A 22,680-nucleotide genomic window follows, 5' to 3' on the forward strand; every position below is an offset into this window, starting at 1 on the left:
AAGCAGACAAGCCTCATACGAAAGTATGAGGCTTTTTTGTGCTTTGAATCTGGCGATCATCGCCGATCTGACACGAAATAGTCTGAAGCTGTCACTACTGACCCAGGTTCCATAATGCATAACCGGTGGCAGCACCGGCGACATCCCAGCTAAAATCCTTCCAGCTCCAGCCGCTTCCACCCTCTCTGCTATCGTACAGCTCTTTTACCGCACCGAGGCTAATTGCAAACATCACCCCGAAGCTGCCGCTATGGCCTTCACGCCAGTTTTGATGTTCTCCATAGGCGTTTCCGGCGGCTGAAAGAAAAGCGGATGAGAGAAAATGCTGGGCTTTATCACGCCCGGTCCACTCATCCTGGGCCATATGAGTACAGCCACTGCAAAATAATACAGCAGCAAGCAGGCAGATACGCATACATCCTCCCATAAAAAAGCCCCGGCTGAGCGGGGCGCGAAAACAGAGGCAGATTACAGAATACGGCTGATTAACCGATCGATACGAATACGTCGTAAGCGGCGGATAAGCTTACGAACTTTCACCGGATAATCCGCAATGCTTTCCAGATCGTGGAAATGCTGCACGGTGGTGGTATGTTGACGGATCAGGTTTAGCTCGTGATCGCGCTGCGCGGTCAGTTGTTGGAGGGGATCGTGGATCAGTACAGCATTTTCCAGATCCAGGCGCCAGGCGCGCGGATTCAGGTTATTCCCCGTGACCATCATCCATTCGTCATCAACCCACAGCCCTTTGAGGTGGTAGCTATTCTCACCATCTTTCCACAAGCGTACGGTGAGTTGCCCACTGTTGACATAATACTGTAAGCGGCTAAGGAAACGACGCAGGTTAATTTCATACAGATAAGGCAGCGCGCCGATGATCTTGAATGGCTGATCTTCCGGGATATAGAAATCGTTCGCCGTTTTGTCGCCAACAATAATCTCGACATCTTTGCCCTGTCGTAACAGATAGATAATGTTACGCACCAGAATAGCGGGCAGATTGAAGTAAGGTGTACAGATCGTCAGCTTCTGCTCTGCGCAAGGCATCAGATGATAGATGGTTTTGTTCAGAAGACTACGTTTACCGAGGCCAACCAGAGGCGTAACCGCCAGCTCTTCGTTGTTGGCATCCCCGTTAAACTGGTAGTCGAAGCCACGCAAATCCTGACGGAATTGCCGGGTTTCATTTTTTATTTCCGGGCTTTTTGGCCGCTCATACTGGTCAAGACGATTGACCGCTTCCGCCTGGATCAGATTGTTTTCAATCCAGTCAAACATGGTATCTGCCAGCGTGCGATTACCGATCAACTGGTAGCGGTCATAGCGATATCTGTCTTGCTGATGCAGATACACATCGTTAAAACTGGCCCCGGTATACAGCACGGTATCATCAATGATGGAGCCCTTCAGGTGTAAAACACCGAGTGCTTCACGCGTATTGACCGGGATACCATAGACTGGAATCGCCAGACCGGGGTGTTGAGCCGCCATGTCACAATACCAGTCGGCATTGGTTGCTCCGGCCGCCGCGCCGATGCGCCCACGCTGTGCACGATGCCAGTCGACCAGAACGCGAATATCCAGTTCAGGGCGCTGCTGTTTTGCTGCATAAAGTGCAGACAGGATGGCGCGACCACCCTCATCATTTTCCAGATAGAGGGCCACTATGCAGATACGCCGTGTGGCAGACGCAATTTTTTCCAGCAGCGTTTCGCGAAATTCTGCGGGTGAATACAGCGTGGTGAAATCAGCAACTGACTGAGCTATTTTAGGCAGTTGCGCAAGGTGCTGTTGGTGTTTATTGCGTTTAAATTTTGACAACATCACAGTGCGTTTCTTCTCTGTTCATAGAATGGCCTTTTGCCATAAAATCATGACCCTAACCGCGAATAATACCACTAGTTGGTCATGATGCTATCAGATTTACTTTTCGTCGCCTGTGTGAGCGTTTTGCAACAGCAGTGACAGGCCGACAATGCCATCTTCAAGTTGGATATCGATGGCAAAACCCAGCTTACGTGCCAGAGTGACCATACCTCTGTTACCCGGCATGGTAATGCCGTTCAACTGCTGTAAACCATGCTGCCGGGTATAGATGATCATCTTTTCCAGCAGACGCCTGCCGAGGCCAAGTCCTTTCAAATCTGAGCGTACCAATACCGAAAATTCGGCATCAATGTTATCGGCATCAGAGATGGCACGGGTCACGCCGATGATCTCATCCTGCCCCTGATGCTGACGTACTGCGACAATCGCCATTTCACGATCGTAGTCGATCTGCGTCATGTTAGCCAAATCGTCATGGGTGAACTCGTTGATCTCACTAAAATAGCGGTAGTAGAGATCTTCTTTCGTTACCTGAGCAATAAACTGCTGCAGCAGCGGTTCATCCTCCGGGAGAATAGGCCGGAACAGACACTGCTGGCCATTTTTTAACTGCACGGCCTCTTCCAGTTCATGAGGATAAGGGCGGATCGCCAGCCTGCCTTCGGCATCTCCGCTGAACTCAGCCAGCTGGAGCGTCACATCCAGCAGGGTAAATTCATCATGACTGGCCAGTAACGGATGAATATCAAGCCGCACGATTTCCGGGCAGTCAACCACCATGTTGGATACCCTGACCAGCACCTGGCTCAGGCCCACAATATCCAGTGGATGAAGCGCGCTGCGGCCACGTATTTTTCCCTTCTTAATGGCCTGAATCACCAGATAGCGAGCCAGAGTCATATTCAGCGGCGGCAGGGCGATAACCGCTTGCTTGTCGGCATGCCAGGTCACTCCGCCTTCTCCCAGCATAATCACCGGCCCGAACAGCGGGTCCTGCTCTACCACGATGCGCAGTTCCTGCGCTCCGGCGCGGTTCGCCATGCTTTGTACCAGCAATCCCTGGATGCGTGCCTGCGGCCAGGCGAGCTTCACGCGATCGATAATGGCTTCGGCGGCCTGTTGTACCTCGTCCGGGGTACGCAGATATAACATTACCCCCTGCACCTCAGATTTATGCGGAATATCCGGCGAGCGCAGTTTCAGCGCTACCGGATAGCCAATCTGCCCGGCGATCTGCACGGCTTCTGCGCTGTCGCTGGCAATCCAGGTGGGAAGTGTGGTCAGGCCGAAGGCTTGCAGAATAGGCTGAACTTCATGCGTATCCAGCGAGGTGGCACCGTCTTTTAATGCCTGATGGATCAAACGATGTGCATCGGTGGTATTTGCGGTCAGGTTGGCGGGCAATGCAGGCGTTTCACGTAGCTGTTTCTGGTTACGGCGGTACTCTACCATATGCATAAAGGCCGTCACCGTCCCTTCGGGGGTGCGATACGTTGGAATACCGGCATCATTAAACAGACGACGTGCGTCCAGTGATGAATACTCACCACACCAGTTGGTCAGCAAGGTGAGCTGTTTACCGCGCGGATGCTGTTTCACCAGGGCGATAATCTTCTGGGCTGTCAGTGTGGGCGGTGCGACTGCGCTGGGCGCATGAATGATCAAAATGGCATCCAGGTCATGGCTGGAGAGCAGCAGGGACAATGCCTGTAAATAGTGCTCCGGGGTGGCATCATCTTTCAGATCGAGCGGGTTACCTGGCGTGACACCTTCCGGGAGCAGTGAGGCCATTTCAGTAAGTAAAGACTCACTCAGCGTAGCAAGCTTACCGTTACGGGCATAGAGTGCATCCAGTGCCAGTGCCGCCGGTGCCGCACCGTTACTGATGATCATCAACCGCTCACCACGTAGTGGGCGCATATGGCTGAGTGTCTCCACCGCGGAGAACAGTTCATGGGTATCCTGCACACGCAATAGACCCGCACGTTGAATGGCGGCATCCCAGGCGGCGTCCATCCCACCGTGGGTTTTTAGTAACTTTTGGGCATGAGGGCTGCGGCCACTTTTAATCACCAGAATCGGCTTATTACGCGAAGCGCTACGTGCCGCAGAAACAAAACGACGGGCATCGCTGAGATGCTCAAGGTACAACAAAATAGCGCTGGTTTTCCCGTCTCTCGCCAGGAAGTCCAGCAGATCATCGGCATCAATATCCAGGCTGTCACCTAATGCGATAAACCAGGAGAAACCCAGTTGTCGCTGTTGCGCCCAGTCAAGAATGGTATTGGACACCGCCGCAGACTGGGAAATAAAAGCCAGTTTGCCAGGGGTAATAGGCACCGGGGAGAAGCTGGCATTCAGCCCCTGCCACGGCGCAAGCAAACCCAGGCTGTTAGGCCCAAGAAGTCGAATTTGCCAGCGGCTGGCACAGGCTTTCAGTTCAGCAAGCTGCTCGGCAGGAGCAGAGAGAATGATACAGGCTTTACAGCCACGTTCGCCCAGCGCCGTGAGCAGCTCGAGATTGCGTTTTGCATGGGTGCAGATAATGGCGAGATCGGGAGAGAGTGGCAGGCTGGGAATATCAGGCCATGCCAGCACGCCACAAACCGCCTGATATTTGGGCGTCACCGGGAGTACCGGCCCACTGAATCCCCCGGCCAGCAGGTTACGCATCATCAGATAGCCGGCACGTTCAGGCCGGGTGGAGGCACCGATCACCGCAATAGATTTCGGTTTAAGCAGGGCTTCTAATCCTCGTTGACTCATCTCCGCTCCCTTCGAGAATGACCCGCTATGCTGCCGGGCAAAGTAGCTTGAGTTTACTCCGGGTCTGACGAAGATGCTGGATTGCGTATCAGTTAATTGATCGCAGCCAGAATTTATTCATCATTTTCAGCCATCTGCTGTGGGTGATGGGGTTTTCCAGCGAGGTAACGTTGGCGGAACAGATCAAAGTGGCGAAACAGGGCCTCACCCGCAGCGGTGTCGCCCGCCTGTAACAGCAACTCGGCGGCGACTTCTGCCGTGCAGTGCTGGCCTTCGGCGTGAGCGACGCGTAACTGATAGTTAGAAGGGCGGGTCAGAGTCAGCGACATCACCGGGAGAGTGTCCAGCCACGGGCTTTTGCGAAACATTTTACGCGCTTCGGTCCAGGTGCCGTCCAGCATGATAAACAGCGGTGGTTTTCCGCTGGTGGGTGGGCTGTTCAGTACTGCACGGCCAGCGTCGGCATAGGATTCCGGGAAAACGACAACGGGCTGATAACGCGGGTCGCGTACGGCTTCAAGCAGGGCGGCATCGGGTTCGGTCCGCGACCAGCCAAACGCCAGCGTATCCGGCAGAATATCTGCGATCAGCCGTCCGGTGTTACTGGGTTTCAGGGGTTCGCTGTCAAACATTACCAGACAAAAGCGGCTGCGTGCCTGCTGGCTATCAATGGTGTCGCACAGGCAATTTTTTTGCGGCAGCAGACAACGCTGGCAGCGCGTAATGCGATTACCTCGGGCAAGGAAAGGACGGGTGGCTCGGGCAAGGCGTGCAGCGCGCAGCAACAGAACAGCGTTATCGGTCATGATCGGTCATCAAGGAAAAACGCTATTCTAACGGATTCTGGCCGGGCGTGCCCGGCCAGATGGTTACAGATTTTCGTCCAGCCAGGCTTCGAAAGGCGCTTTTGGCATCGCACCGTTTAACATATCCGCCATCTGGCCCTGTTTAAACACCATAATGGTCGGAATGCTGCGGATGCGAAAGCGTGCACTCAGTTCTGGCTCAGCTTCGGTATTCACTTTCAGGAAACGAATCTTACCGTTACGTTCCTGCGCCACCGATTCATACACCGGGGCAAAATTAACGCACGGGCCGCACCAGGGCGCCCAGAAGTCGATCACTACCGGCAGGTCATCCTGCAGGTATTTGTCCAGCGTCGCGGCGGTGGCATTGACCACATGGCCGTCAAACAGCACATGACCACAGCGGCCGCACTTGGCGCCGTCAGTCAGCCGTTCAGCCGGTACGCGGTTGGTCGCCTGGCAGGATGCACAAACCGTATTCATTATTCACCTCAGTTCAGGAGTAAGTGATTACTTACTGCAATTCTTAGTAAATCAGCCAACATTATGCTGTCGGGTGAAGAGGCTAACAACGAGATTTGTTCAATGGGTATAATAGGTAATGTCTCATAACAATGATGCGGATTAGCGGCTACTGGCTTTTATTGGAAGTTGATAGCTAAGTGCTGCCACATCAGGTAATCTGCGCGCTTCGCGCTCAGGCCAGGTGGAGGAAAAATGAACGACGAATTTAAAGGTAAGAGCGGCAAGGTCAAAGTGATGTATGTCCGCGGTGATGACGAGAGCAGCAACAAGGGCGGGAATCCCCGTACCGGTAAAGGCGGCCCACGTCAGCAGGATGGCGCACGCCGTCCTTCACGTAATGCAGACAGCAAGCCACGTGGCGGGCGCGATCGCGACGAAGGGCACTCTGACTCTCCGTGGCGTACCGTTTCCCGTGCGCCAAATGCTGCACCCGCTGTTGATGATAAACCGGACCATGGTGGCATCAGCGGTAAAAGTTATATCGATCCCGAGCAGATACGCCGTCAGCGTATGGAAGAGACGCGTGTGTATGGCGAAAATGCCTGCCAGGCCCTGTTCCAGAGCCGTCCGGAAAGTATTGTGCGTGCCTGGTTTATCCAGAGCGTCACACCGCGTTTTCGTGAAGCGTTAAAATATATGGCGGCGAACCGCAAGGCTTACCACACTGTGGATGAAGCCGAGCTGCAGAAAGCTTCCGGCACTGAACACCACGGCGGTGTTTGCTTCCTGATCAAAAAACGCGTGGGCATGCCCGTTAGCGAATGGCTGGCAACAGCCGGTGAGAAAGATTGCGTGCTGGCATTGGAAGATATCGGCAACCCGCACAACCTCGGCGGCATTATGCGTAGCTGCGCACACTTTGGTGTGAAAGGTTTGCTGGTGGATGATGCTTCCCTGCTGGAGTCGGGCGCCGCTGTGCGTACCGCTGAAGGTGGTGCAGAGCATGTTCAGGCGATTAGCGGCGAGAACTTTGCTGCGGGCCTGAGCGCGTTCCGTAAAGCAGGCTATACCATTGTTACCACGTCCAGCCATAAAGGTGTGCCGCTCTCACGAGCTGAACTGCCGGCAAAAATGGTACTGGTACTGGGTCAGGAACGTGATGGTCTGTCTGACAGCACCTTCGACCAGGGTGACCTGAGTGTTTCTATCGGTGGTACCGGGAAAGTGGAAAGTCTGAACGTTTCCGTCGCAACCGGTGTACTGCTGGCCGAATGGTGGCGTCAGAACGTTTGATGTAGCCATGAACGAACGGCAATAAAAAAGGGGTGGCCCGTCAAACAGGCCACCCCCTGATTCCAGGGGCAGATCAATGATCTGCCCCTTTTTAATGGGCGCCGCCCCCGCCCCCACCCGCACCAAACGGCGGACGGGCAAACCACACCAGCACCAGCAGCAGGATAAACACCCCCGCAGAAGCCCAGAAGATCTCATTGGCTGAGATGATGAGCCCCTGATTGGTGATCTGCTGTGCAAGGTAGGCTGATGCCTGGTCATGGGTCATCCCCATTTGTTCCAGCTTCGCGTACATCTGTTGCGCGTTTGTATTGTATGGCGTTATCGATTCCGTCAGATGAGCATGATGCAGCGACTCACGATCGGTCCACATGGTGGTGGTAATCGAGGTGCCAATCGAACCCGCCAGCGTTCGGGTAAAATTCGACAGGCTGGATGCCGCCGCCAGTCTTTCCGGTGGCAGCCCCGAAAGGGTAATGGTTGTCAGTGGCATAAAGAAGCAGGCCACCGCAAACCCCTGGATAAACTGCGGCCAGGCGGAGGCAGCAAAGTCCATTCCCGGTTCAAAAGTATAGGCGCGCCAGTAGAAGCACACTGCATACATAATGAAGCTGAATGTCACCAGCCGTCGCATATCGAGCTTATGCGCAAAGCGGCCGATAATGGGTGACAGTATGACCGGAATAATCCCCACCGGTGCCGAGGCCAGCCCCGCCCAGGTTGCCGTATAACCGTAAACCTCCTGCAACAGTTGCGGCAGCAGAACGATTGAACCGAAATAGAGCATATAGGCAAGGCTGATCGACAGGCAGCCGATGGTGAAATTGCGCGATTTGAACAGTGACAAATCCACGATCGGGTGGTCGTCGGTCAACTCCCACACCAGTAGCACCGCCAGGGCTACGACGGCGATGACCGTTAATGTGATGATTTCAGGGGAACTGAACCAGTCCAGCTCTTTACCGCGATCCAGCATGACCTGCAGACAGCCGATACCGACCACCAGTAGCACCAGACCGACGGTATCTATCGGACGGATGACCGTTTCCGTTTCGCGATGACGTAATGTCTGTAAAGCCAGGATCACCACCACCACGCCGATAGGCACGTTGATAAAGAAGATCCATCCCCAGTGATAGTTATCACTGATCCAGCCACCCAGAATAGGGCCGCAGATCGGCGCAACGATCACGGTCATTGCCCACAGTGACAGTGCCACACTGCGTTTTGCGGGGGGGTAATTACTTAACAGCAGGCTTTGTGACAGCGGGATCAAAGGGCCCGCGACGATCCCCTGGATCACGCGGAAGAAGATCAGCATGCTCAGGCTTTCAGACATGCCACATAGCCAGGAGGCGATGACGAAGGCCACCGTCGACCACAGGAACAGTTTCACTTCCCCGAAACGCTTGGCCAGCCAGCCGGTGATCGGAATCGAAATTGCGTTAGCTACGCCAAACGAGGTGATCACCCAGGTCCCCTGGGAGTTCGAGGCCCCCAGGTTCCCGGCGATGGTGGGGATCGCCACGTTAGCAATCGTGGAATCCAGCACCTGCATAAAAGTAGCCAGCGACAGCGCAATGGTCATCAGAACCAGTTGCGCGCCTTCAAGCGGTTTACGCGCCATAACAGTCTCCCGCCGTTTTAGCCGGCATTGGCACGGATAATATCGCTAATCAGCTGATTCGCTGGCGTCAGGTCCAGTGCCAGAGCATCACTTTCGTAGGCAGGCTTGCTGCGTACGCTGGTGGCGAGTACGGCACCTTCACTGTTGCTGGTATCGATTTTGACCAGCGTCGACAGGCCAATGCGCAGTGGATGTTTCGCCACTTCCTGTGGGTCAAGTTCGATACGTACAGGCAGACGCTGAACGACTTTGATCCAGTTGCCGGTAGCATTTTGTGCCGGTAACAGGGAGAACACGCTGCCCGTTCCCATATCAAGGCCGACCACTTTGCCCTTATACACCACGTCATCACCGTAGATATCACTGACCACTGTGGCTGGCTGGCCGATACGAACGCCTGCCAGTTGCGTCTCTTTGAAGTTAGCATCCACCCACAGATTATTGGCCGGAACAATCGCCAGCAGCGGCGTGGTTGTACCGATTTGTGAACCTACCTGCACGCTGCGGCGCGACACATAGCCATCAATGGGGCTGATGATGTTGGTACGTTGCAATGCCAGCCAGGCATCACGCAGGGCGGCGGCGTTCTGTTTCACTGCGGGTTGGTTTTCCAGTGACGTATCCAGAATCATCGCCTGGTTTGCGTTGTACTGCTGCATCGCCACATCAAGCTGAGCTTTCGCTGTGGCAACCGCATCACGCGCATGTTGCAGATCTTCTTTGCCAATCAGGTTAGATGCACCCAGCGGCTCACGACGACGTAAATCTGCCTGAGCCTGTTCGAGGGCCGTTTTCTGCAAGCCGATAGTGGCCTGATACTGCCTGCCATTGATAATCAACTGGTGCGTCTGACGTACGCTGGTTGCCAGTGCCGTCTGCGCTTTCTCGAAAGCCTGCTCAGCATCGGTACGATCCAGCGTGACCAGCACATCGCCTTTTTTCACGAAGTCAGTATCGTCAAACCAGACTTTATTGACGCTACCGGAGACTTGCGCCATCACCTGCGCCTGGTTTCCGGCAATATAGGCATCGTCTGTTTCCTGAAAATGACGTAATACCAGGAACCAGTACGTCAGATAAGCCACCCCGATAATGACGAACAGTACAGCCAGAAAAATCAGTGCATTTTTGCGCGTCTTTTTCTTATTGCGTGGCTGCTGCGGGTCTTGTGTCACCGCGCTTGCACTCATGATGTTCTCCTGATTCTCTGCCATTCGGGGGCCGCTATCATCAATACGCGCGATCGCCCGAGTCTAAAATGCCAGCGGGGTAAGCGCTGGCATGAATGTGTTCTAAAGGGGCTTAAAGTAGCGATTTCCAATAAATGGTGTGTCGCACATTATGCTATTAGTGGATCAATTATCTGGAAAGGGAGGCGACAACTTCCTCTTCATCCATTTTATCGAGGCGGGTCAACAGTTTGCGGGTGATTCCCTCAAGCTGTGATTTTTCTGATGAGCTCAGTGCAGACCACAATAATTGCAGGCACTGATGCTGTGGTGGCAGCAACTGGCGCAGGAACTCGTGTCCTTTTGGCGTCAGATGCAGATGCAGACAACGGCGATCGTTATCACTTTCACGACGCTCAATCCAGCCGCGTTTTTCCAGCTCATCGGCAATACGCGTGGCGTTAGTGCGGGATGAGCCTAGCGCAGAACTCAGTTCTGATGGTTGAATGCTGTGATCTTCCTGCGCATCCAGCGTAATTAATGCCATAAACAGCGTTTCGTTGATCCCCTGTGCCTTCAGCATTTTGTTGCGGTTTTCCAGCAACTTACTCTGCATGTGCATACACAGACGGGTCAGCATAATTTCCTGTAACGGGAAATCTTTCTGACGATTAGCGCGAAAATTCAGCATCTGTTCAATGGGAGTAAACGAACTTTCCATTATGTAGGAACCTCACTAGTTGCAACTGGTATAATAACAATGATGATTAATAAAGTAATTCCACTTCTCTGCAGACGGTGATTCACTCACGTTTATGCTGCCATCATCAGTAGTTTCCAGGTCACTCCATAACCCAGGGCGCTCAACAGCATTGAAAAAACAATGCTGCGCGAAAAATTGAAGGTAATACTCAGCAAGCCGAAACCCACAAGGGTTGGCAAAATCGCGAAAATATCGGTCAGTGACGAAGATGAAACAGAGGCTTCAGTTGGAGTAAAACCAGGGCGGGAGGCATTCAGACCAAAGGCAAATGCCACAGGCAGGTAGCCAATAACAATTGGCAGACTGTCTGTGGCGCCTTCACGCCAGCTGGCGCGCGGACGATTTTCATTTTTAACCGGGTTCTGAAGCTCAGCCATGAGCAAATGTTACTCTACTGTTACTGAATAATTTCATCTGAAAACATCACCAGCCTGAATAAATTGCGCCTAACCTTACCAGAGTACGAAATGTCTTAACAGGCCGCTGGCATTGAAAAAAATTCATTTTCACTGCAAAAAATCAATGCAATTCAGCCTCATAATGATGACTTCGCCACCAGTTAAATAGATTAACTAAGGTTAACAGAGCACCCACGGTGCAGACACCATACCAGCCTGCCGTCTGAAAAGCGGATGCGGAAAGCAGTGAGCCGGCGGCACCGCCGATAAAATAGCTGGTCATATACCCGGACGTCAGTCGGTTCCGTGCTTCTGGCATATGACGATAAATCACGCTCTGATTGGTAATATGCACACCCTGTACGGCCAGGTCGAGTAGGATAATCCCGATAATCAGAGCGATTAATGAGTGCGCACCAAACGCGATAATGCCCCATGAAGCCAGCAGGATCAGCAGGCCAGCGCTGGTGGTCAGGCGGGCTTTGCCTTTATCGGCCAGTGACCCGGCTTGCCGTGCTGCCAGGGCACCCGCTGCGCCAACCAGGCCCAGCAGACCAATCTCGCCTTCAGAATAATTCCACTCTGGTGATGACAGCAGAAACGCCATTGAGGTCCACAGTACGCTGAAGTTAGCAAACGCCAGGCAGCCAGTAATGGCACGGGTACGCAATATCGGATGCTGTGCGAACAGGGTGAAAATAGATCCCAGCAGCTGGCCATAATTTAACGGAACCGATTGCTTATAGCGTGGCAACCCGCGCCACAAGGCCAGTGCCATCATCACCATCAATACACTCGCTACCCAGTAAACCAGTCTCCATCCGCCCAACTGCGCCAGCCCCCCGGCAACGGTGCGCGCCAGCAGGATACCCAGCAACAGGCCGCTCATGACAGTGCCGACGACTTTTCCCCGTTTTTCCGGTGCCGCGAGACTGGCAGCCAGTGGCACCAGAAGCTGCGCGACCACAGAAAACAGTCCGGTCAGAACGGTGCCCAGTAGCATCATCATCAGCGAACCTGACAGCGCAGTGATCACCATACCGCCGGCTGCCAGCAGGCTCATGATGACGATCAGCCCCCGGCGCTCAAGCATATCGCCAAGCGGCACCAGCAGAAGCAGCCCGGCGGCATAGCCTAACTGAGCGGTGGTGACGATAAATCCTGCCTGATGGAATGAGAGATCGAAGGTCTGAGCAATGGTTGCCAGCAAGGGCTGCACGTAATAGTTACAGGCAACGGATAAGCCTGTAGCGATGGACATCAGGGCGACAAGTGCAGAATTCAGGCCGGGACGAGGGGATGTCATAACAACCAGTATGAGTGTGAGAATTATCTGAGTGGCTAATAATAACCTAAAAAACTATTTCACTCACATGATAATTGACAGGACAAACCAGTTCGGCAGCAGGGTTGTCCTGTTTTATCTGATAAGAAAAGGGTCGACCGAAAAAGAGGTCGACCCTTACGTCAGTCTGAAGGTGATTCACGCTCATGGCACAACCGTTGTTCTGGTTGCCCCTGGCGAGTGATTATTTACCCGCAGCCAGCGCGTCTTTCACCCAGCCATCAAACTGTGCCTGGTGGGCTTTGATCCAGCCGTCAACGTGTGCGTTGATATCGGCTTCAGAAGACTGCCCCTGATGCATACGTGAGTTCTGCGCATTGATATCGGCAATCGGCAGCTTCATCTCAGCAAACAGTTTTGCCGCCGCCGGGTTTTTCTCAGCCCAGGCTTTATTGGCTACGATGTGCATAGTGTTCACCGGGAAGCCGTAGTTCGCACCGTTAGGCAGCTTGGTATCTACGTCTTTCTGTTCGCCAGGCATCGAAGAGAAAGGCACCTGCAACCAGACGACATCACGGCCTGGCACCAGCACATCACTCACCCAGTATGGCGTCCAGGTGTAATAGAAGATGGGTTTACCTTCTTTAAAGCGGGTGATGGTATCGGCGATCATCGCCGAGTAGTTACCCTGGTTATGCTCAACGGTCTTCGTCAAATCAAAGGCCTTGATCTGGTGATTAATCACCGCTTCACAGCCCCAGCCTGGCGTACAGCCGGTCATATCGGCTTTACCGTCATCATTGGTATCGAACAGTTTCGCCAGCTTCGGATCTTTCAACTGATCGATACGCGTGATGTGGTATTTTTCGGCAGTTTTTTTGTCAATCAGGTAGCCCTGGGCTGCCCCTTGCACATAGGTTCCCTGACGATAGAATTTAGCGTCACCGCCTGCCGCTTTATACATATCGTCATGCAGCGGTTTCCAGTTAGTGGCAATAAAGGTGGTGTCGCCGGACGCAATCGAGGTGTATGCCACGTTGTAGTCGACTTCACTCGGCGCTTCAACGGTGTAGCCCAGCTTCGTGAGTGCACGACTGACCAGCAGCGTCTGGAACGTCTCTTCGGTGATGGTGCTCTGTGCGGGCTTAACGGTAATACCCTTACCAGGCAGATCGGCGGCGGATACCTGGGCGGCGGCCAGCGTGGTGAACGCGGCGGCCAGCAGTGTTATTTTTCGCATAGTCATCAGTACCTTTTTGTTATTTGGTTTTGCAGAAAGGGCGAGTCAGCAGACCCAGAGGGCCACTGGCGTACCAGCGACGGTTGCCACGACTGCGGCTGTCGCGTCCCAGCGACTGCGTCAGGCGGTCGAGAATAATCGCCAGAATCACAATGCCGACGCCACCGACGGTGGCCAGCCCCATATCCAGGCGGCCGATACCGCGCAGCACCATCTGGCCGAGACCACCGACGGCGATCATCGAGGCAATCACTACCATCGACAGTGCCAGCATCAGCGTCTGATTGACCCCCGCCATAATGGTGGGCATCGCCAGTGGTAGCTGTACTTTGAACAACATCTGACGTGGGCTGGCGCCGAACGACTCTGCCGCTTCGATCAGATCGGCAGGCACCTGTTTAATACCCAGAATGGTCAGACGTACAATCGGTGGCAGGGCGAAGATAATCGTCACCACCACACCCGGCACATTACCGATACCGAACAGCATCACGATCGGCACCAGGTAGACAAACGCAGGCGTGGTCTGCATCGCATCCAGCAGTGGGCGAATGATCTTGCCCGCTCGCTCGCTGCGTGCCAGCCAGATCCCCATCGGCAGACCGATAATGATGCAGAACAGCAGGGCGGTCAGTACCAGCGCCAGTGTTACCATCGCTTGTGACCAGGCACCTATCGCGCCAATCGCCACCAGAGAGACCAGCGTGGCCACGCCCATACTGAAGCTGGACAGTTGCCAGGCGATCAGCGCAAATACGATAATCGCCACCGGCGCGGGCATGCCCAGCAGCAGGTTCTGGAAGGCGCTGAGGATGTAATCCACCGGCAGGCGGATACCCTGAAACAGCGGACGGAAGTGGACAACAATCCAGTCAATAGCGGTGGTTACCCAGCTGTCGAGCGGGATCAGGGTTTTATGGAACGGATCGAGAATATTAAAATGTTCCACCTGCGGGGTCGGGGCACTGTTCAGCCAGTCGCCGCTGGCTGCGGCATCATGGCCACCGGCTGGGGCGGTTCCCCAGGCGTCACCACCGCTGGAGGCGGCATCCGGTGCGGGCTGAGTAGTCGCCGCGTCCGTGGGTGAACCCCAGGGATCGCTGCTGCTGGCGGCAGCCTGGCTACTGTCCGTTGGGGCGCTGGTGGCGGGTGCGGCATTCTGCGTGGCGCCGGACTCCCACGGGTTACTGGTTTGTTCACTCATGGCTGGCCTCCATCACGGTCTAATGCCTGCAACAACATTCCTTTGGAAATAATCCCCACATACTGACCTTCTTCGCCCACGATAGGCACCGCACAAGGGGCCTGCGCCACATGTGAGAGGAGATCGCTTAATGACGTCTCCGCAGGCATCGCCGCCGGGCTTTCCAGCAGTGCCTGATCGAGGCCTTCGCCGGCGGCCAGTGCCACCTTCAGAGAATCAATCGACACGGTGCCGACGAATCGTTGTTTCTCCAGGACATAACCGTATTCGCGGTCATTATCCTGGAGTAGTTTGATCGCTGAACGAGGGCCAAAACCGGGGGCTTTACGGATCAGTGCTGCGGCACTGCGGCGGGCAATATCTTTCGCACTGAACACGTGGCTGATATCGACGCCACGGAAGAAGGTACGCACGTAGTCATTAGCGGGATTATTGAGAATTTCATCCGGCGTACCGACCTGAATCACTTCCCCGCCTTGCATGATCGCAATGCGGTCACCGATGCGCATTGCTTCATCAAGATCGTGGGAAATAAAGACGATAGTACGCTGGTGGCGAGACTGTAATTTCACCAGCTCATCCTGCATCTCGGTACGAATTAATGGATCGAGTGCAGAGAAGGCTTCATCCATCAATAATATGTCGGGATTGATGGCCAGTGCACGGGCTAATCCAACACGCTGACGCATGCCTCCGGAGAGTTCATCCGGGTAGGCATGAGCATAATTATCCAGCCCAACCTGACGTAATGCATCCAGTGCTTTTTCCTGACGTTCTTGCAAAGGAATACCGGCTAATTCCATCCCGAAGGCGGCATTATTTAATACCGTCATATGAGGCATCAGTGCGAAGGATTGGAATACCATGCTGATTTTATTTCTACGAACCTGGCGTAATTCACTGTCAGATATTTTGGCAATATCTTCGCCATCAATGATGACCTGGCCGCGGGTGGGTTCTATCAGACGATTGAGAAGGCGAACCATGGTGGATTTCCCAGAACCGGACAACCCCATGATGACAAAAATCTCGCCTTCTTCAATGGCCAGACTGGCGTCTTTCACGCCGAGAGACAGTCCGGTTTTTTCCAGAAGTGCCTCTTTACTGATCCCTTTTTCAATGTGCTTAAATGCGCGCTCGGGGTTTTCCCCAAAAACTTTATATAAATTTTTAACTTCAAGTTTAATAGCCATGCATTAATTAATTTCCTGGTTATTGGTTGGTTTTATATATTTGCTCTTCTGTGTGGTTAAATATTAACGGCCTATACCGTAGCACACTGAGAATCTGAGACAACCCTAAATGGGCTGTTCATAAATGTTGATTGAGATGCCAGTCCCGGCGAATGCCAGAGCAGGTAAGGGATGAGAGCGAATTGAGTTGGTCTGAAAAAAATGAATATTTCGCTAAGAAACATCTCAGTGACTGCTGAATTAGCTCGCTATCTGACGTTATGACAACGGAAATAATTGTAAGAAAACTGCCATATTGATGATGCTGAAAGAGGAGGGAAGGTTTGAAAATTAATAACTAATTAAAACGGGAAGAGGAGAAAGATGGCTGTCAGTCACAGCCATCTCTGAAAGGGTTAAAAGTCCCAGTCGGCATCTTCGGTATCGACGGCTTTCCCCATCACATAAGAGGAGCCGGAACCAGAGAAGAAATCGTGATTTTCATCGGCATTCGGTGACAACGCAGAGAGGATCGCCGGGTTCACGTCGGTCATCTCTGACGGGAACAGTGCCTCATAGCCGAGGTTCATCAGGGCTTTGTTGGCATTGTAATGCAGGAACTTCTTCACATCTTCCTGCCAGCCTACGCCTTCGTACAGGGCATCGGTGTACTCCAGCTCGTTCTCATACAGTGCCAGCAGGAGGTCAACGGCGAACTGTTGCAGCTCCTCTTTACGCTGCGCACTCTGCGTCTCCAGCGCCTTCTGATACTTGTAGCCAATATAGTAGCCGTGAACCGCTTCATCTTTAATAATCAGGCGGATAAGGTCAGCGGTGTTCGTCAGCTTGCCGCGACTTGACCAGTACATCGGCAGATAGAAACCGGAATAAAACAGGAAGGATTCAAGGAACACGCTGGCGATTTTTTTCTTCAGCGGATCGTTCTCATAATAGTGCTGAAGAATGATCTCGGCTTTGCGCTGCAACGGACCGTTATCTTCGCTCCAGGCGTAAGCAGCATCGACATCGCTGGTGTGGCAAAGCGTGGAGAAGATCGAGCTGTAGGAACGCGCATGGACCGCTTCCATAAAGCTGATATTCGACATCACCGCTTCTTCATGCGGCGTCAGTGCGTCAGCCATCAGCGCGGGTGCGCCCAGGGTGTTCTGAATGGTATCCAGCAGCGTCAGGCCGGTGAACACGCGGATCGTCAGCTGTTGTTCATCGTGATTCAGGGAGTTCCACGCGGGGATATCGTTAGAAAGTGGCACTTTCTCGGGCAGCCAGAAATTGCTGGTGAGGCGATTCCACACTTCCAGATCTTTGTCGTCTTCGATTTTGTTCCAGTTAATGGCGTGAATTTTCTTTAATTTCATGTTGTTGTTCCTGGAGCGGATCTTAACGGGTCAGGCATGCCTGACCCCTACGCAATACGGTGCTGTACATGTGGTGTACGATTTGTCGGGTCAGGCATGCCTGACCCCTACGCAATACGGTGCTGTACATGTGGTGCACGATTTGTCGGGTCGGCATGCCTGACCCCTACGCAATACGGTTCGGGGCATGCTGTGCATGATGTGTAGGGGCGAGGCATGCCTCGCCCTCCCACAGCGATGTTTTACAGCGAGCAGGACACGCAGCCTTCAACTTCGGTGCCTTGCAGTGCCATCTGGCGCAGACGGATGTAATACAGCGTCTTGATGCCTTTTTTCCAGGCGTAAATCTGAGCTTTGTTGATATCGCGCGTGGTGGCGGTATCACGGAAGAACAGCGTCAGTGACAGTCCCTGATCCACGTGGCGCGTGGCTTCCGCGTAAGTATCAATAATCGCTTCCGGGCCAATGTCATAGGCATCACGATAGAACGCCTGGTTATCGTTGTTCATAAACGGCGCAGGGTAATAGACACGGCCCGTTTTTCCTTCCTTGCGGATTTCAATGCGCGACACAATCGGATGGATGCTCGATGTGGCGTGGTTGATATAAGAAATCGAACCGGTCGGTGGGATCGCCTGTAAATTCTGGTTATACAGCCCGTACTGCATCACCGATTCTTTCAGTGCCTGCCATTGTGCCTGCGTAGGGATGGCGATCCCCGTTTTGGCAAACAGCGCAGCGACCTGAGCCGTGCGCGGCTGCCAGCTCTGTTCTACATATTGATTGAAGTATTCACCGCTGGCATAACGTGAGTCGGCAAAGCCACTAAAGCTGGCACCACGTTCGCGCGCCAGCAGGTTTGAGGTGCGCAGCGCGTGATAGGTGACGGTATAGAAGTAGATATTGGTGAAATCCAGCCCTTCGTCGGAACCGTACTGAATGCTTTCACGCGCCAGATAGCCATGCAGGTTCATCTGTCCCAGGCCGATAGCGTGCGACTGCGCATTGCCCTGTTCAATGGAGGGCACGGAATGGATATGGCTTTGATCTGACACCGCTGTCAGGCCACGTACAGCAATCTCCACCGTGCGTGCGAAATCGACAGAATCCATGGCATGGGCGATATTCAGCGAGCCGAGGTTACAGGAAATATCCTTACCGATGCGCTTGTAGCTGAGGTCATCGTTATATTCCGTAGGGGTATTGACCTGCAAGATCTCCGAACACAGGTTGCTCATATTGATGCGGCCATGAATCGGATTGGCGCGGTTAACCGTATCTTCGAACATAATGTACGGGTAGCCGGACTCAAACTGGATTTCGGCCAGCGTCTGGAAGAATTCGCGCGGATTAATAAAGGTGCGACGGATGCGCTCATCGGCCAGCATTTCGTCATACTTCTCGCTGATGCTGATATCGGCAAAGGGCAGGCCGTAAATGCGTTCGACATCGTACGGCGAGAACAGCGCCATCGGCTGGTTGTCTTTCGCCAGCTGGAAGGTGACATCCGGGATCACCACGCCAAGCGACAGCGTTTTGATACGAATTTTTTCATCGGCGTTTTCACGCTTGGTATCAAGAAAACGCAGGATGTCGGGGTGGTGCGCATTGAGATAGACAGCCCCTGCGCCCTGGCGCGCACCCAGCTGATTGGCGTAGGAGAAGGCATCTTCCAGCATCTTCATCACCGGGATCACCCCGGAAGACTGATTTTCGATGCGCTTGATTGGCGCACCGGACTCACGCAGGTTTGACAGCAGGAAGGCAACACCACCGCCGCGTTTGGAGAGTTGCAGCGCGGAGTTCACCGCACGGCCAATCGACTCCATATTGTCTTCGATGCGCAGCAGGAAGCAGGAAACCAGCTCACCGCGTTGTTGCTTACCGCAGTTCAGGAAGGTTGGCGTGGCAGGCTGGAAGCGGCCAGCGAGAATTTCATCGGTCAGTGACAGGGCGAGCGCCTGATCGCCTTTTGCCAGCGTCAGGGCCACCATGCAGACGCGTTCAGTGAAGCCTTCCAGATAGCGTTTTCCGTCGAAGGTTTTCAGCGTATAGCTGGTGTAAAACTTCCATGCACCGAGAAACGTCTGGAAGCGGAAACGACGGTCGTAAGCCTGCTGAAACAGCGAACAGACGAACTCAAACGGATAGGCATTCAGAACGTCAGCTTCGTAATAGCCTTCGGAAACCAGATACTGTAAACGGTCAGCAATAGAGTCGAACTGAACGCTATTAGGGATCACGTGCTGGATAAAATACTGACGCGTGGCCTCACGATCTTTCTCGAACTGAATATGACCTTCAGCATCGTACAGATTAAGCATGGCATTAAGCGCATGGTAATCCGGCGTTGCTGCGGTGGCCTCTATGAGTGTGCTGTCTGTCGCTGCCAAAATTGGGTTACTCCCTTGTGTACGTTAGCGATATCGTCAGAGGTGCCCATTAGCTCAAAGCGATAGAGATAAGGCACCTGACATTTTCGCGCAATAATGTCGCCAGCCAGGCAGTAAGCCTCGCCAAAATTGCGGTTGCCAGCAGCGATAACGCCGCGGATCAGCTGACGATTATTGGTGTCATTCAAAAACTGAATCACCTGTTTAGGGACCGCACCCTGAGCCGTACCGCCGCCGTAGCTGGGCACCACCAGAATGTAGGGCTGATCAACCTGCAAGCACTGCGCGTAGTCCAGTGGAATACGCACAGCAGGCAGATTTAAACGGGTGATAAATCGATGGGTATTTTCAGACAGGCTGGAAAAGTAAACCAGCGTGGTCATGATCTCATCCCCGCGCCGCAGCCAGGTGGCTCAGCGCATGGATTTTGTCCGGACGAAAACCGCTCCAGTGATCCTGTTCAGCCATCACCACCGGCACCTGGCGGTAACCGAGAGACTTCAGTGTCTCCACATGTGCAGGTTCGCTGTCCAGATTGATCAACTGATAATCGATGCCTTTCTTGTCCATGGCATTTTTTGTGGCATTGCACTGGACACAGTTATCTTTAGTGTAAATAATAATGCGCATGATTCGTATTTACCTTGTGGGCTGGTTATCTTGAGTATCTGGCGCCAGTTTACTGCCCAGGAAGCGCCACCACTGCCACACCATGTTGTGTGGTCTTGATGGGGTAGATACTAGATATAGTGTCGCCGAAATGCAACCACACAACATATAGGATTTTAGTATTTGTTAAGTCAGCTCACACTGAAGCCTTGTGCCACAAGGATTGCGCCCGATTAAAAAGTTTTGCTGACAAAAAAAGCCCGCAGCTTTCGCCACGGGCCTCTTTTTCTAACGCAAATTTTTCGACTATCTGCTGGATGTGGTGGTGGCAATAAGCGCCCCAACGAGGATACCCAGTGCGGTACCGATACCTACACCATGCCAGGGCTTATCGTGGATGTAGTTGTCGACATGATTTCCGGCGTCTTTCGCGGCCTGGGTTACGCGGTTGCGGCCATGGAGTTTGGCCCGCGTCTCTTTCAACAGGGATTCGGCCCGAGAGCGTGCCTCATCCGCTTCTTCCTTTGATTTGCTTCCCCAGGATTTCAATAAATCATCCAGGCTATCAGCCAGCAGAGAAACATCCTGATTCAGGTCTATATCGTTATTTTTTGTGGTCCGGTTGAACATTTTTTGCTCCCTTACTCTGAAAACGTACTATTAAGTATAGAACACACGCAGAGAACGCCATGCACGACAGGGCGTTTATGGACTATTCCGAAAGCGCTGACTGTGCAGCCTGTTGTAAGGTTGCCGGGTTAGCAGACTTAGAGGAGCAAGTATGTATTTACGACCTGATGAGGTAGCTCGCGTACTGGAAAAAGCGGGATTTGAGATGGATGCGGTCACCGCAAAAACTTACGGTTACTGTCGCGGTGAAGACTATGTGTATGTTAACCGTGAGGCACGTCTGGGTCGAACCGCTCTGGTCATTCACCCAACGCTCAAGGAGCGAAGCCAGGCGATCGCCACGGCATCATCGGATGTTAAAACCTGCGACCATTACGTCCGTTTCCCGATGTATCTGGTCGGGGAATCAAACGATCACTACGGCATCCCTCATGGTTTCAGCTCACGCGTTGCGCTGGAACGCTATCTGGAAAGAATGTTTGGTTAACCCCAGCGTGCCAATGGCTGAATAAACCACCAATTCGTCGCGCTATTAACGCGCTAGCTTGCCTTATCTGACGCGTAGACTGTTAGCATGATGGATTCAGGCAGGATGAATGATGAAACGGCTGATAGCAGCGCTGGCAGCAGCGTGGATGTTAAGTGGTTGCGCCACGATTGTCGGTAGTGAAACCCAGGATGTGACGCTTCAGACTCAGCCCCCAGGGGTGAAGTTTGTGGTACAGGATGAAACGGGTAAAGCGGTGGCCGAAGGTTACACGCCAAAAACCGTTACGCTGCAGAAGTCTAACGGCAACTACTTCGGTAAGAAAAAGTATCTGGTGATGCTGGAGCGCGCAGGCTATGTTCCGCAAACGCTCCCACTGAAAGAGAGCCCGAACCTGTGGTATCTGCTGGGCAACATTCCGCTGCTTGGCATCCCTGGCTGGCTGGTGGTCGACCCGTTCTACGGGGGCATGTATAAGATTGAACCGGAACGCTTACAGACCATCATGAATCCGGTTGGCGCGCGAGGCGGCTAAACGAACAACGGCAGGTCGGGCTATCCCACCTGCCGTTGTTGTTTACTGCGCCGTGGTTTTGACCATACCCTGCGCGGGTTTAAATTTTTCCAGATACTGATGCTGGAAAATGCACATGCGGATGGTATTGCGATATTCACCGTTGATAAAGAACTCGTGGATCAGCTCGCCTTCAATTTCAAAGCCCAGCTTACGGTAAATATGGATGGCCTTTTCGTTCTCTTTATCGACGATCAGGTAAAGTTTGTAGAGATTAAGGACCGAAAATCCGTAATCCATCGCCAGTTTCGCGGCTTTACTGGCCAGCCCTTTTCCCTGATGGCTGGGGGCAATAATTATCTGAAACTCTGCACGACGGTGGATATGATTAATCTCCACCAGTTCAACCAGCCCGGCATTACTTCCATCGTGTTCAACCACAAACCGACGTTCGCTCTGATCGTGGATATGCTTGTCGTAGAGATCGGACAGCTCAACAAACGCCTCGTACGGCTCTTCAAACCAGTAACGCATCACGCTGGCGTTGTTATCCAGTTGATGAACAAAACGCAGATCCTCGCGTTCGAGCGGGCGCAGTTTCACACTGTGATCAACAGACTTGGCAGACATAAAAATTCCTTTTAGCGGACGCAATA

At 53.2% G+C, this 22,680-nt stretch carries 21 protein-coding genes and 1 pseudogene; 3 read left to right on the forward strand and 19 right to left on the reverse strand.

From position 1 onward, the window contains the following. Window positions 1-94: 94 nt before the first annotated feature. From FY046_RS22955 to trxC, 5 genes are all read right to left on the reverse strand, one after another. On the reverse strand, window positions 95-415 hold the full coding sequence (locus tag FY046_RS22955; RefSeq protein ID WP_159338588.1) for a YfiM family lipoprotein: 321 nt from the start codon (window positions 413-415) through the stop codon (window positions 95-97). A 53-nt stretch (window positions 416-468) separates the two neighbouring features. Beyond that, entirely contained in the window at window positions 469-1,824 is a 1,356-nt protein-coding gene (pssA, locus tag FY046_RS22960; RefSeq protein WP_159338589.1) for a CDP-diacylglycerol--serine O-phosphatidyltransferase, read from the reverse strand. Between the two features lie 99 nt (window positions 1,825-1,923). Continuing rightward, on the reverse strand, window positions 1,924-4,593 hold the full coding sequence (locus tag FY046_RS22965) for a bifunctional acetate--CoA ligase family protein/GNAT family N-acetyltransferase (RefSeq protein ID WP_446186516.1): 2,670 nt from the start codon (window positions 4,591-4,593) through the stop codon (window positions 1,924-1,926). A 113-nt stretch (window positions 4,594-4,706) separates the two neighbouring features. Then, window positions 4,707-5,399, reverse strand: a complete 693-nt coding sequence (locus FY046_RS22970; RefSeq protein WP_200644204.1) for a tRNA-uridine aminocarboxypropyltransferase — start codon at window positions 5,397-5,399, stop codon at window positions 4,707-4,709. 63 nt (window positions 5,400-5,462) lie between these two features. Beyond that, window positions 5,463-5,882, reverse strand: a complete 420-nt coding sequence (gene trxC, locus FY046_RS22975; RefSeq protein ID WP_133845790.1) for a thioredoxin TrxC — start codon at window positions 5,880-5,882, stop codon at window positions 5,463-5,465. Between the two features lie 234 nt (window positions 5,883-6,116). Between trxC and FY046_RS22980 the strand changes: the two genes are divergently transcribed. After that, window positions 6,117-7,157 (forward strand): tRNA/rRNA methyltransferase, encoded by a 1,041-nt coding sequence (locus tag FY046_RS22980; protein WP_133845791.1) that lies wholly within the window; start codon window positions 6,117-6,119, stop codon window positions 7,155-7,157. A gap of 91 nt (window positions 7,158-7,248) precedes the next feature. Here the strand turns inward: FY046_RS22980 and emrB are convergent, their stop codons facing one another. From emrB to FY046_RS23045, 13 genes and pseudogenes are all read right to left on the reverse strand, one after another. Beyond that, window positions 7,249-8,784 (reverse strand): multidrug efflux MFS transporter permease subunit EmrB, encoded by a 1,536-nt coding sequence (gene emrB, locus FY046_RS22985; protein WP_133845792.1) that lies wholly within the window; start codon window positions 8,782-8,784, stop codon window positions 7,249-7,251. A gap of 17 nt (window positions 8,785-8,801) precedes the next feature. Beyond that, window positions 8,802-9,974: a multidrug efflux MFS transporter periplasmic adaptor subunit EmrA gene (gene emrA, locus FY046_RS22990; RefSeq protein ID WP_133845793.1), complete on the reverse strand. Its 1,173-nt coding sequence runs from the start codon at window positions 9,972-9,974 to the stop codon at window positions 8,802-8,804. Window positions 9,975-10,143: 169 nt separating this feature from the next. Further along, window positions 10,144-10,674: a transcriptional repressor MprA gene (gene mprA, locus FY046_RS22995; protein ID WP_133845794.1), complete on the reverse strand. Its 531-nt coding sequence runs from the start codon at window positions 10,672-10,674 to the stop codon at window positions 10,144-10,146. 260 nt (window positions 10,675-10,934) lie between these two features. Then, a pseudogene (locus FY046_RS23000) lies at window positions 10,935-11,093 on the reverse strand (branched-chain amino acid ABC transporter permease); the annotation flags it as partial. Between the two features lie 142 nt (window positions 11,094-11,235). After that, entirely contained in the window at window positions 11,236-12,420 is a 1,185-nt protein-coding gene (locus FY046_RS23005; RefSeq protein ID WP_133845795.1) for an MFS transporter, read from the reverse strand. Between the two features lie 223 nt (window positions 12,421-12,643). Then, complete coding sequence (gene proX, locus FY046_RS23010) at window positions 12,644-13,639, reverse strand: glycine betaine/L-proline ABC transporter substrate-binding protein ProX (RefSeq protein WP_159338584.1); 996 nt, start codon at window positions 13,637-13,639, stop codon at window positions 12,644-12,646. 19 nt (window positions 13,640-13,658) lie between these two features. Further along, window positions 13,659-14,843, reverse strand: coding sequence for a glycine betaine/L-proline ABC transporter permease ProW (gene proW / locus FY046_RS23015; RefSeq protein WP_133845797.1), 1,185 nt, complete (start codon window positions 14,841-14,843; stop codon window positions 13,659-13,661). Next, on the reverse strand, window positions 14,840-16,036 hold the full coding sequence (proV, locus tag FY046_RS23020; RefSeq protein WP_133845798.1) for a glycine betaine/L-proline ABC transporter ATP-binding protein ProV: 1,197 nt from the start codon (window positions 16,034-16,036) through the stop codon (window positions 14,840-14,842). The genes proW and proV overlap by 4 nt, the downstream gene beginning before the upstream one ends. Window positions 16,037-16,431: 395 nt before the next feature. Then, entirely contained in the window at window positions 16,432-17,391 is a 960-nt protein-coding gene (gene nrdF / locus FY046_RS23025) for a class 1b ribonucleoside-diphosphate reductase subunit beta (RefSeq protein ID WP_446186517.1), read from the reverse strand. A 242-nt stretch (window positions 17,392-17,633) separates the two neighbouring features. Next, window positions 17,634-19,784 (reverse strand): class 1b ribonucleoside-diphosphate reductase subunit alpha, encoded by a 2,151-nt coding sequence (gene nrdE, locus FY046_RS23030; protein WP_446186518.1) that lies wholly within the window; start codon window positions 19,782-19,784, stop codon window positions 17,634-17,636. Then, a complete protein-coding gene (gene nrdI, locus FY046_RS23035; RefSeq protein WP_133845801.1) occupies window positions 19,757-20,167 on the reverse strand; it encodes a class Ib ribonucleoside-diphosphate reductase assembly flavoprotein NrdI in 411 nt (136 codons plus the stop codon). The genes nrdE and nrdI overlap by 28 nt, the downstream gene beginning before the upstream one ends. A gap of 4 nt (window positions 20,168-20,171) precedes the next feature. Then, window positions 20,172-20,414 carry a glutaredoxin-like protein NrdH gene (gene nrdH, locus FY046_RS23040; RefSeq protein WP_133845802.1) on the reverse strand — a complete coding sequence of 81 codons (243 nt, stop codon included), beginning with the start codon at window positions 20,412-20,414 and terminating at the stop codon, window positions 20,172-20,174. Window positions 20,415-20,699: 285 nt separating this feature from the next. Continuing rightward, on the reverse strand, window positions 20,700-21,023 hold the full coding sequence (locus FY046_RS23045) for a DUF883 family protein (RefSeq protein ID WP_133845803.1): 324 nt from the start codon (window positions 21,021-21,023) through the stop codon (window positions 20,700-20,702). A gap of 151 nt (window positions 21,024-21,174) precedes the next feature. On the opposite strand from FY046_RS23045, the gene FY046_RS23050 reads away from it, so the two are divergent. Both FY046_RS23050 and FY046_RS23055 read left to right on the forward strand, forming a co-directional pair. Further along, a complete protein-coding gene (locus FY046_RS23050) occupies window positions 21,175-21,510 on the forward strand; it encodes a DUF2002 family protein (RefSeq protein WP_133845804.1) in 336 nt (111 codons plus the stop codon). 112 nt (window positions 21,511-21,622) lie between these two features. Then, entirely contained in the window at window positions 21,623-22,045 is a 423-nt protein-coding gene (locus tag FY046_RS23055) for a hypothetical protein (RefSeq protein WP_166653754.1), read from the forward strand. A 42-nt stretch (window positions 22,046-22,087) separates the two neighbouring features. Here FY046_RS23055 and speG read toward each other — a convergent pair whose 3' ends face one another. Next, a complete protein-coding gene (gene speG, locus FY046_RS23060; RefSeq protein WP_133845806.1) occupies window positions 22,088-22,654 on the reverse strand; it encodes a spermidine N1-acetyltransferase in 567 nt (188 codons plus the stop codon). Window positions 22,655-22,680: the final 26 nt, after the last annotated feature.

This window comes from Erwinia sp. 1181_3, assembly GCF_052824965.1.

Bases quoted from the DNA above. Each gene is read 5' to 3' on its own strand.
- FY046_RS22970 (WP_200644204.1), bottom strand. From the start codon at position 5,399: ATGACCGATAACGCTGTTCTGTTGCTGCGCGCTGCACGCCTTGCCCGA.
- FY046_RS23050 (WP_133845804.1), top strand. From the start codon at position 21,175: ATGTATTTACGACCTGATGAGGTAGCTCGCGTACTGGAAAAAGCGGGA.
- nrdI (WP_133845801.1), bottom strand. From the start codon at position 20,167: ATGACCACGCTGGTTTACTTTTCCAGCCTGTCTGAAAATACCCATCGA.
- proX (WP_159338584.1), bottom strand. From the start codon at position 13,639: ATGCGAAAAATAACACTGCTGGCCGCCGCGTTCACCACGCTGGCCGCC.
- FY046_RS23005 (WP_133845795.1), bottom strand. From the start codon at position 12,420: ATGACATCCCCTCGTCCCGGCCTGAATTCTGCACTTGTCGCCCTGATG.
- proV (WP_133845798.1), bottom strand. From the start codon at position 16,036: ATGGCTATTAAACTTGAAGTTAAAAATTTATATAAAGTTTTTGGGGAA.
- emrB (WP_133845792.1), bottom strand. From the start codon at position 8,784: ATGGCGCGTAAACCGCTTGAAGGCGCGCAACTGGTTCTGATGACCATT.
- FY046_RS22955 (WP_159338588.1), bottom strand. From the start codon at position 415: ATGCGTATCTGCCTGCTTGCTGCTGTATTATTTTGCAGTGGCTGTACT.
- mprA (WP_133845794.1), bottom strand. From the start codon at position 10,674: ATGGAAAGTTCGTTTACTCCCATTGAACAGATGCTGAATTTTCGCGCT.
- nrdF (WP_446186517.1), bottom strand. From the start codon at position 17,391: ATGAAATTAAAGAAAATTCACGCCATTAACTGGAACAAAATCGAAGAC.
- FY046_RS23045 (WP_133845803.1), bottom strand. From the start codon at position 21,023: ATGTTCAACCGGACCACAAAAAATAACGATATAGACCTGAATCAGGAT.
- FY046_RS22980 (WP_133845791.1), top strand. From the start codon at position 6,117: ATGAACGACGAATTTAAAGGTAAGAGCGGCAAGGTCAAAGTGATGTAT.
- trxC (WP_133845790.1), bottom strand. From the start codon at position 5,882: ATGAATACGGTTTGTGCATCCTGCCAGGCGACCAACCGCGTACCGGCT.
- nrdH (WP_133845802.1), bottom strand. From the start codon at position 20,414: ATGCGCATTATTATTTACACTAAAGATAACTGTGTCCAGTGCAATGCC.
- speG (WP_133845806.1), bottom strand. From the start codon at position 22,654: ATGTCTGCCAAGTCTGTTGATCACAGTGTGAAACTGCGCCCGCTCGAA.
- pssA (WP_159338589.1), bottom strand. From the start codon at position 1,824: ATGTTGTCAAAATTTAAACGCAATAAACACCAACAGCACCTTGCGCAA.
- emrA (WP_133845793.1), bottom strand. From the start codon at position 9,974: ATGAGTGCAAGCGCGGTGACACAAGACCCGCAGCAGCCACGCAATAAG.
- FY046_RS22965 (WP_446186516.1), bottom strand. From the start codon at position 4,593: ATGAGTCAACGAGGATTAGAAGCCCTGCTTAAACCGAAATCTATTGCG.
- proW (WP_133845797.1), bottom strand. From the start codon at position 14,843: ATGAGTGAACAAACCAGTAACCCGTGGGAGTCCGGCGCCACGCAGAAT.
- FY046_RS23055 (WP_166653754.1), top strand. From the start codon at position 21,623: ATGAAACGGCTGATAGCAGCGCTGGCAGCAGCGTGGATGTTAAGTGGT.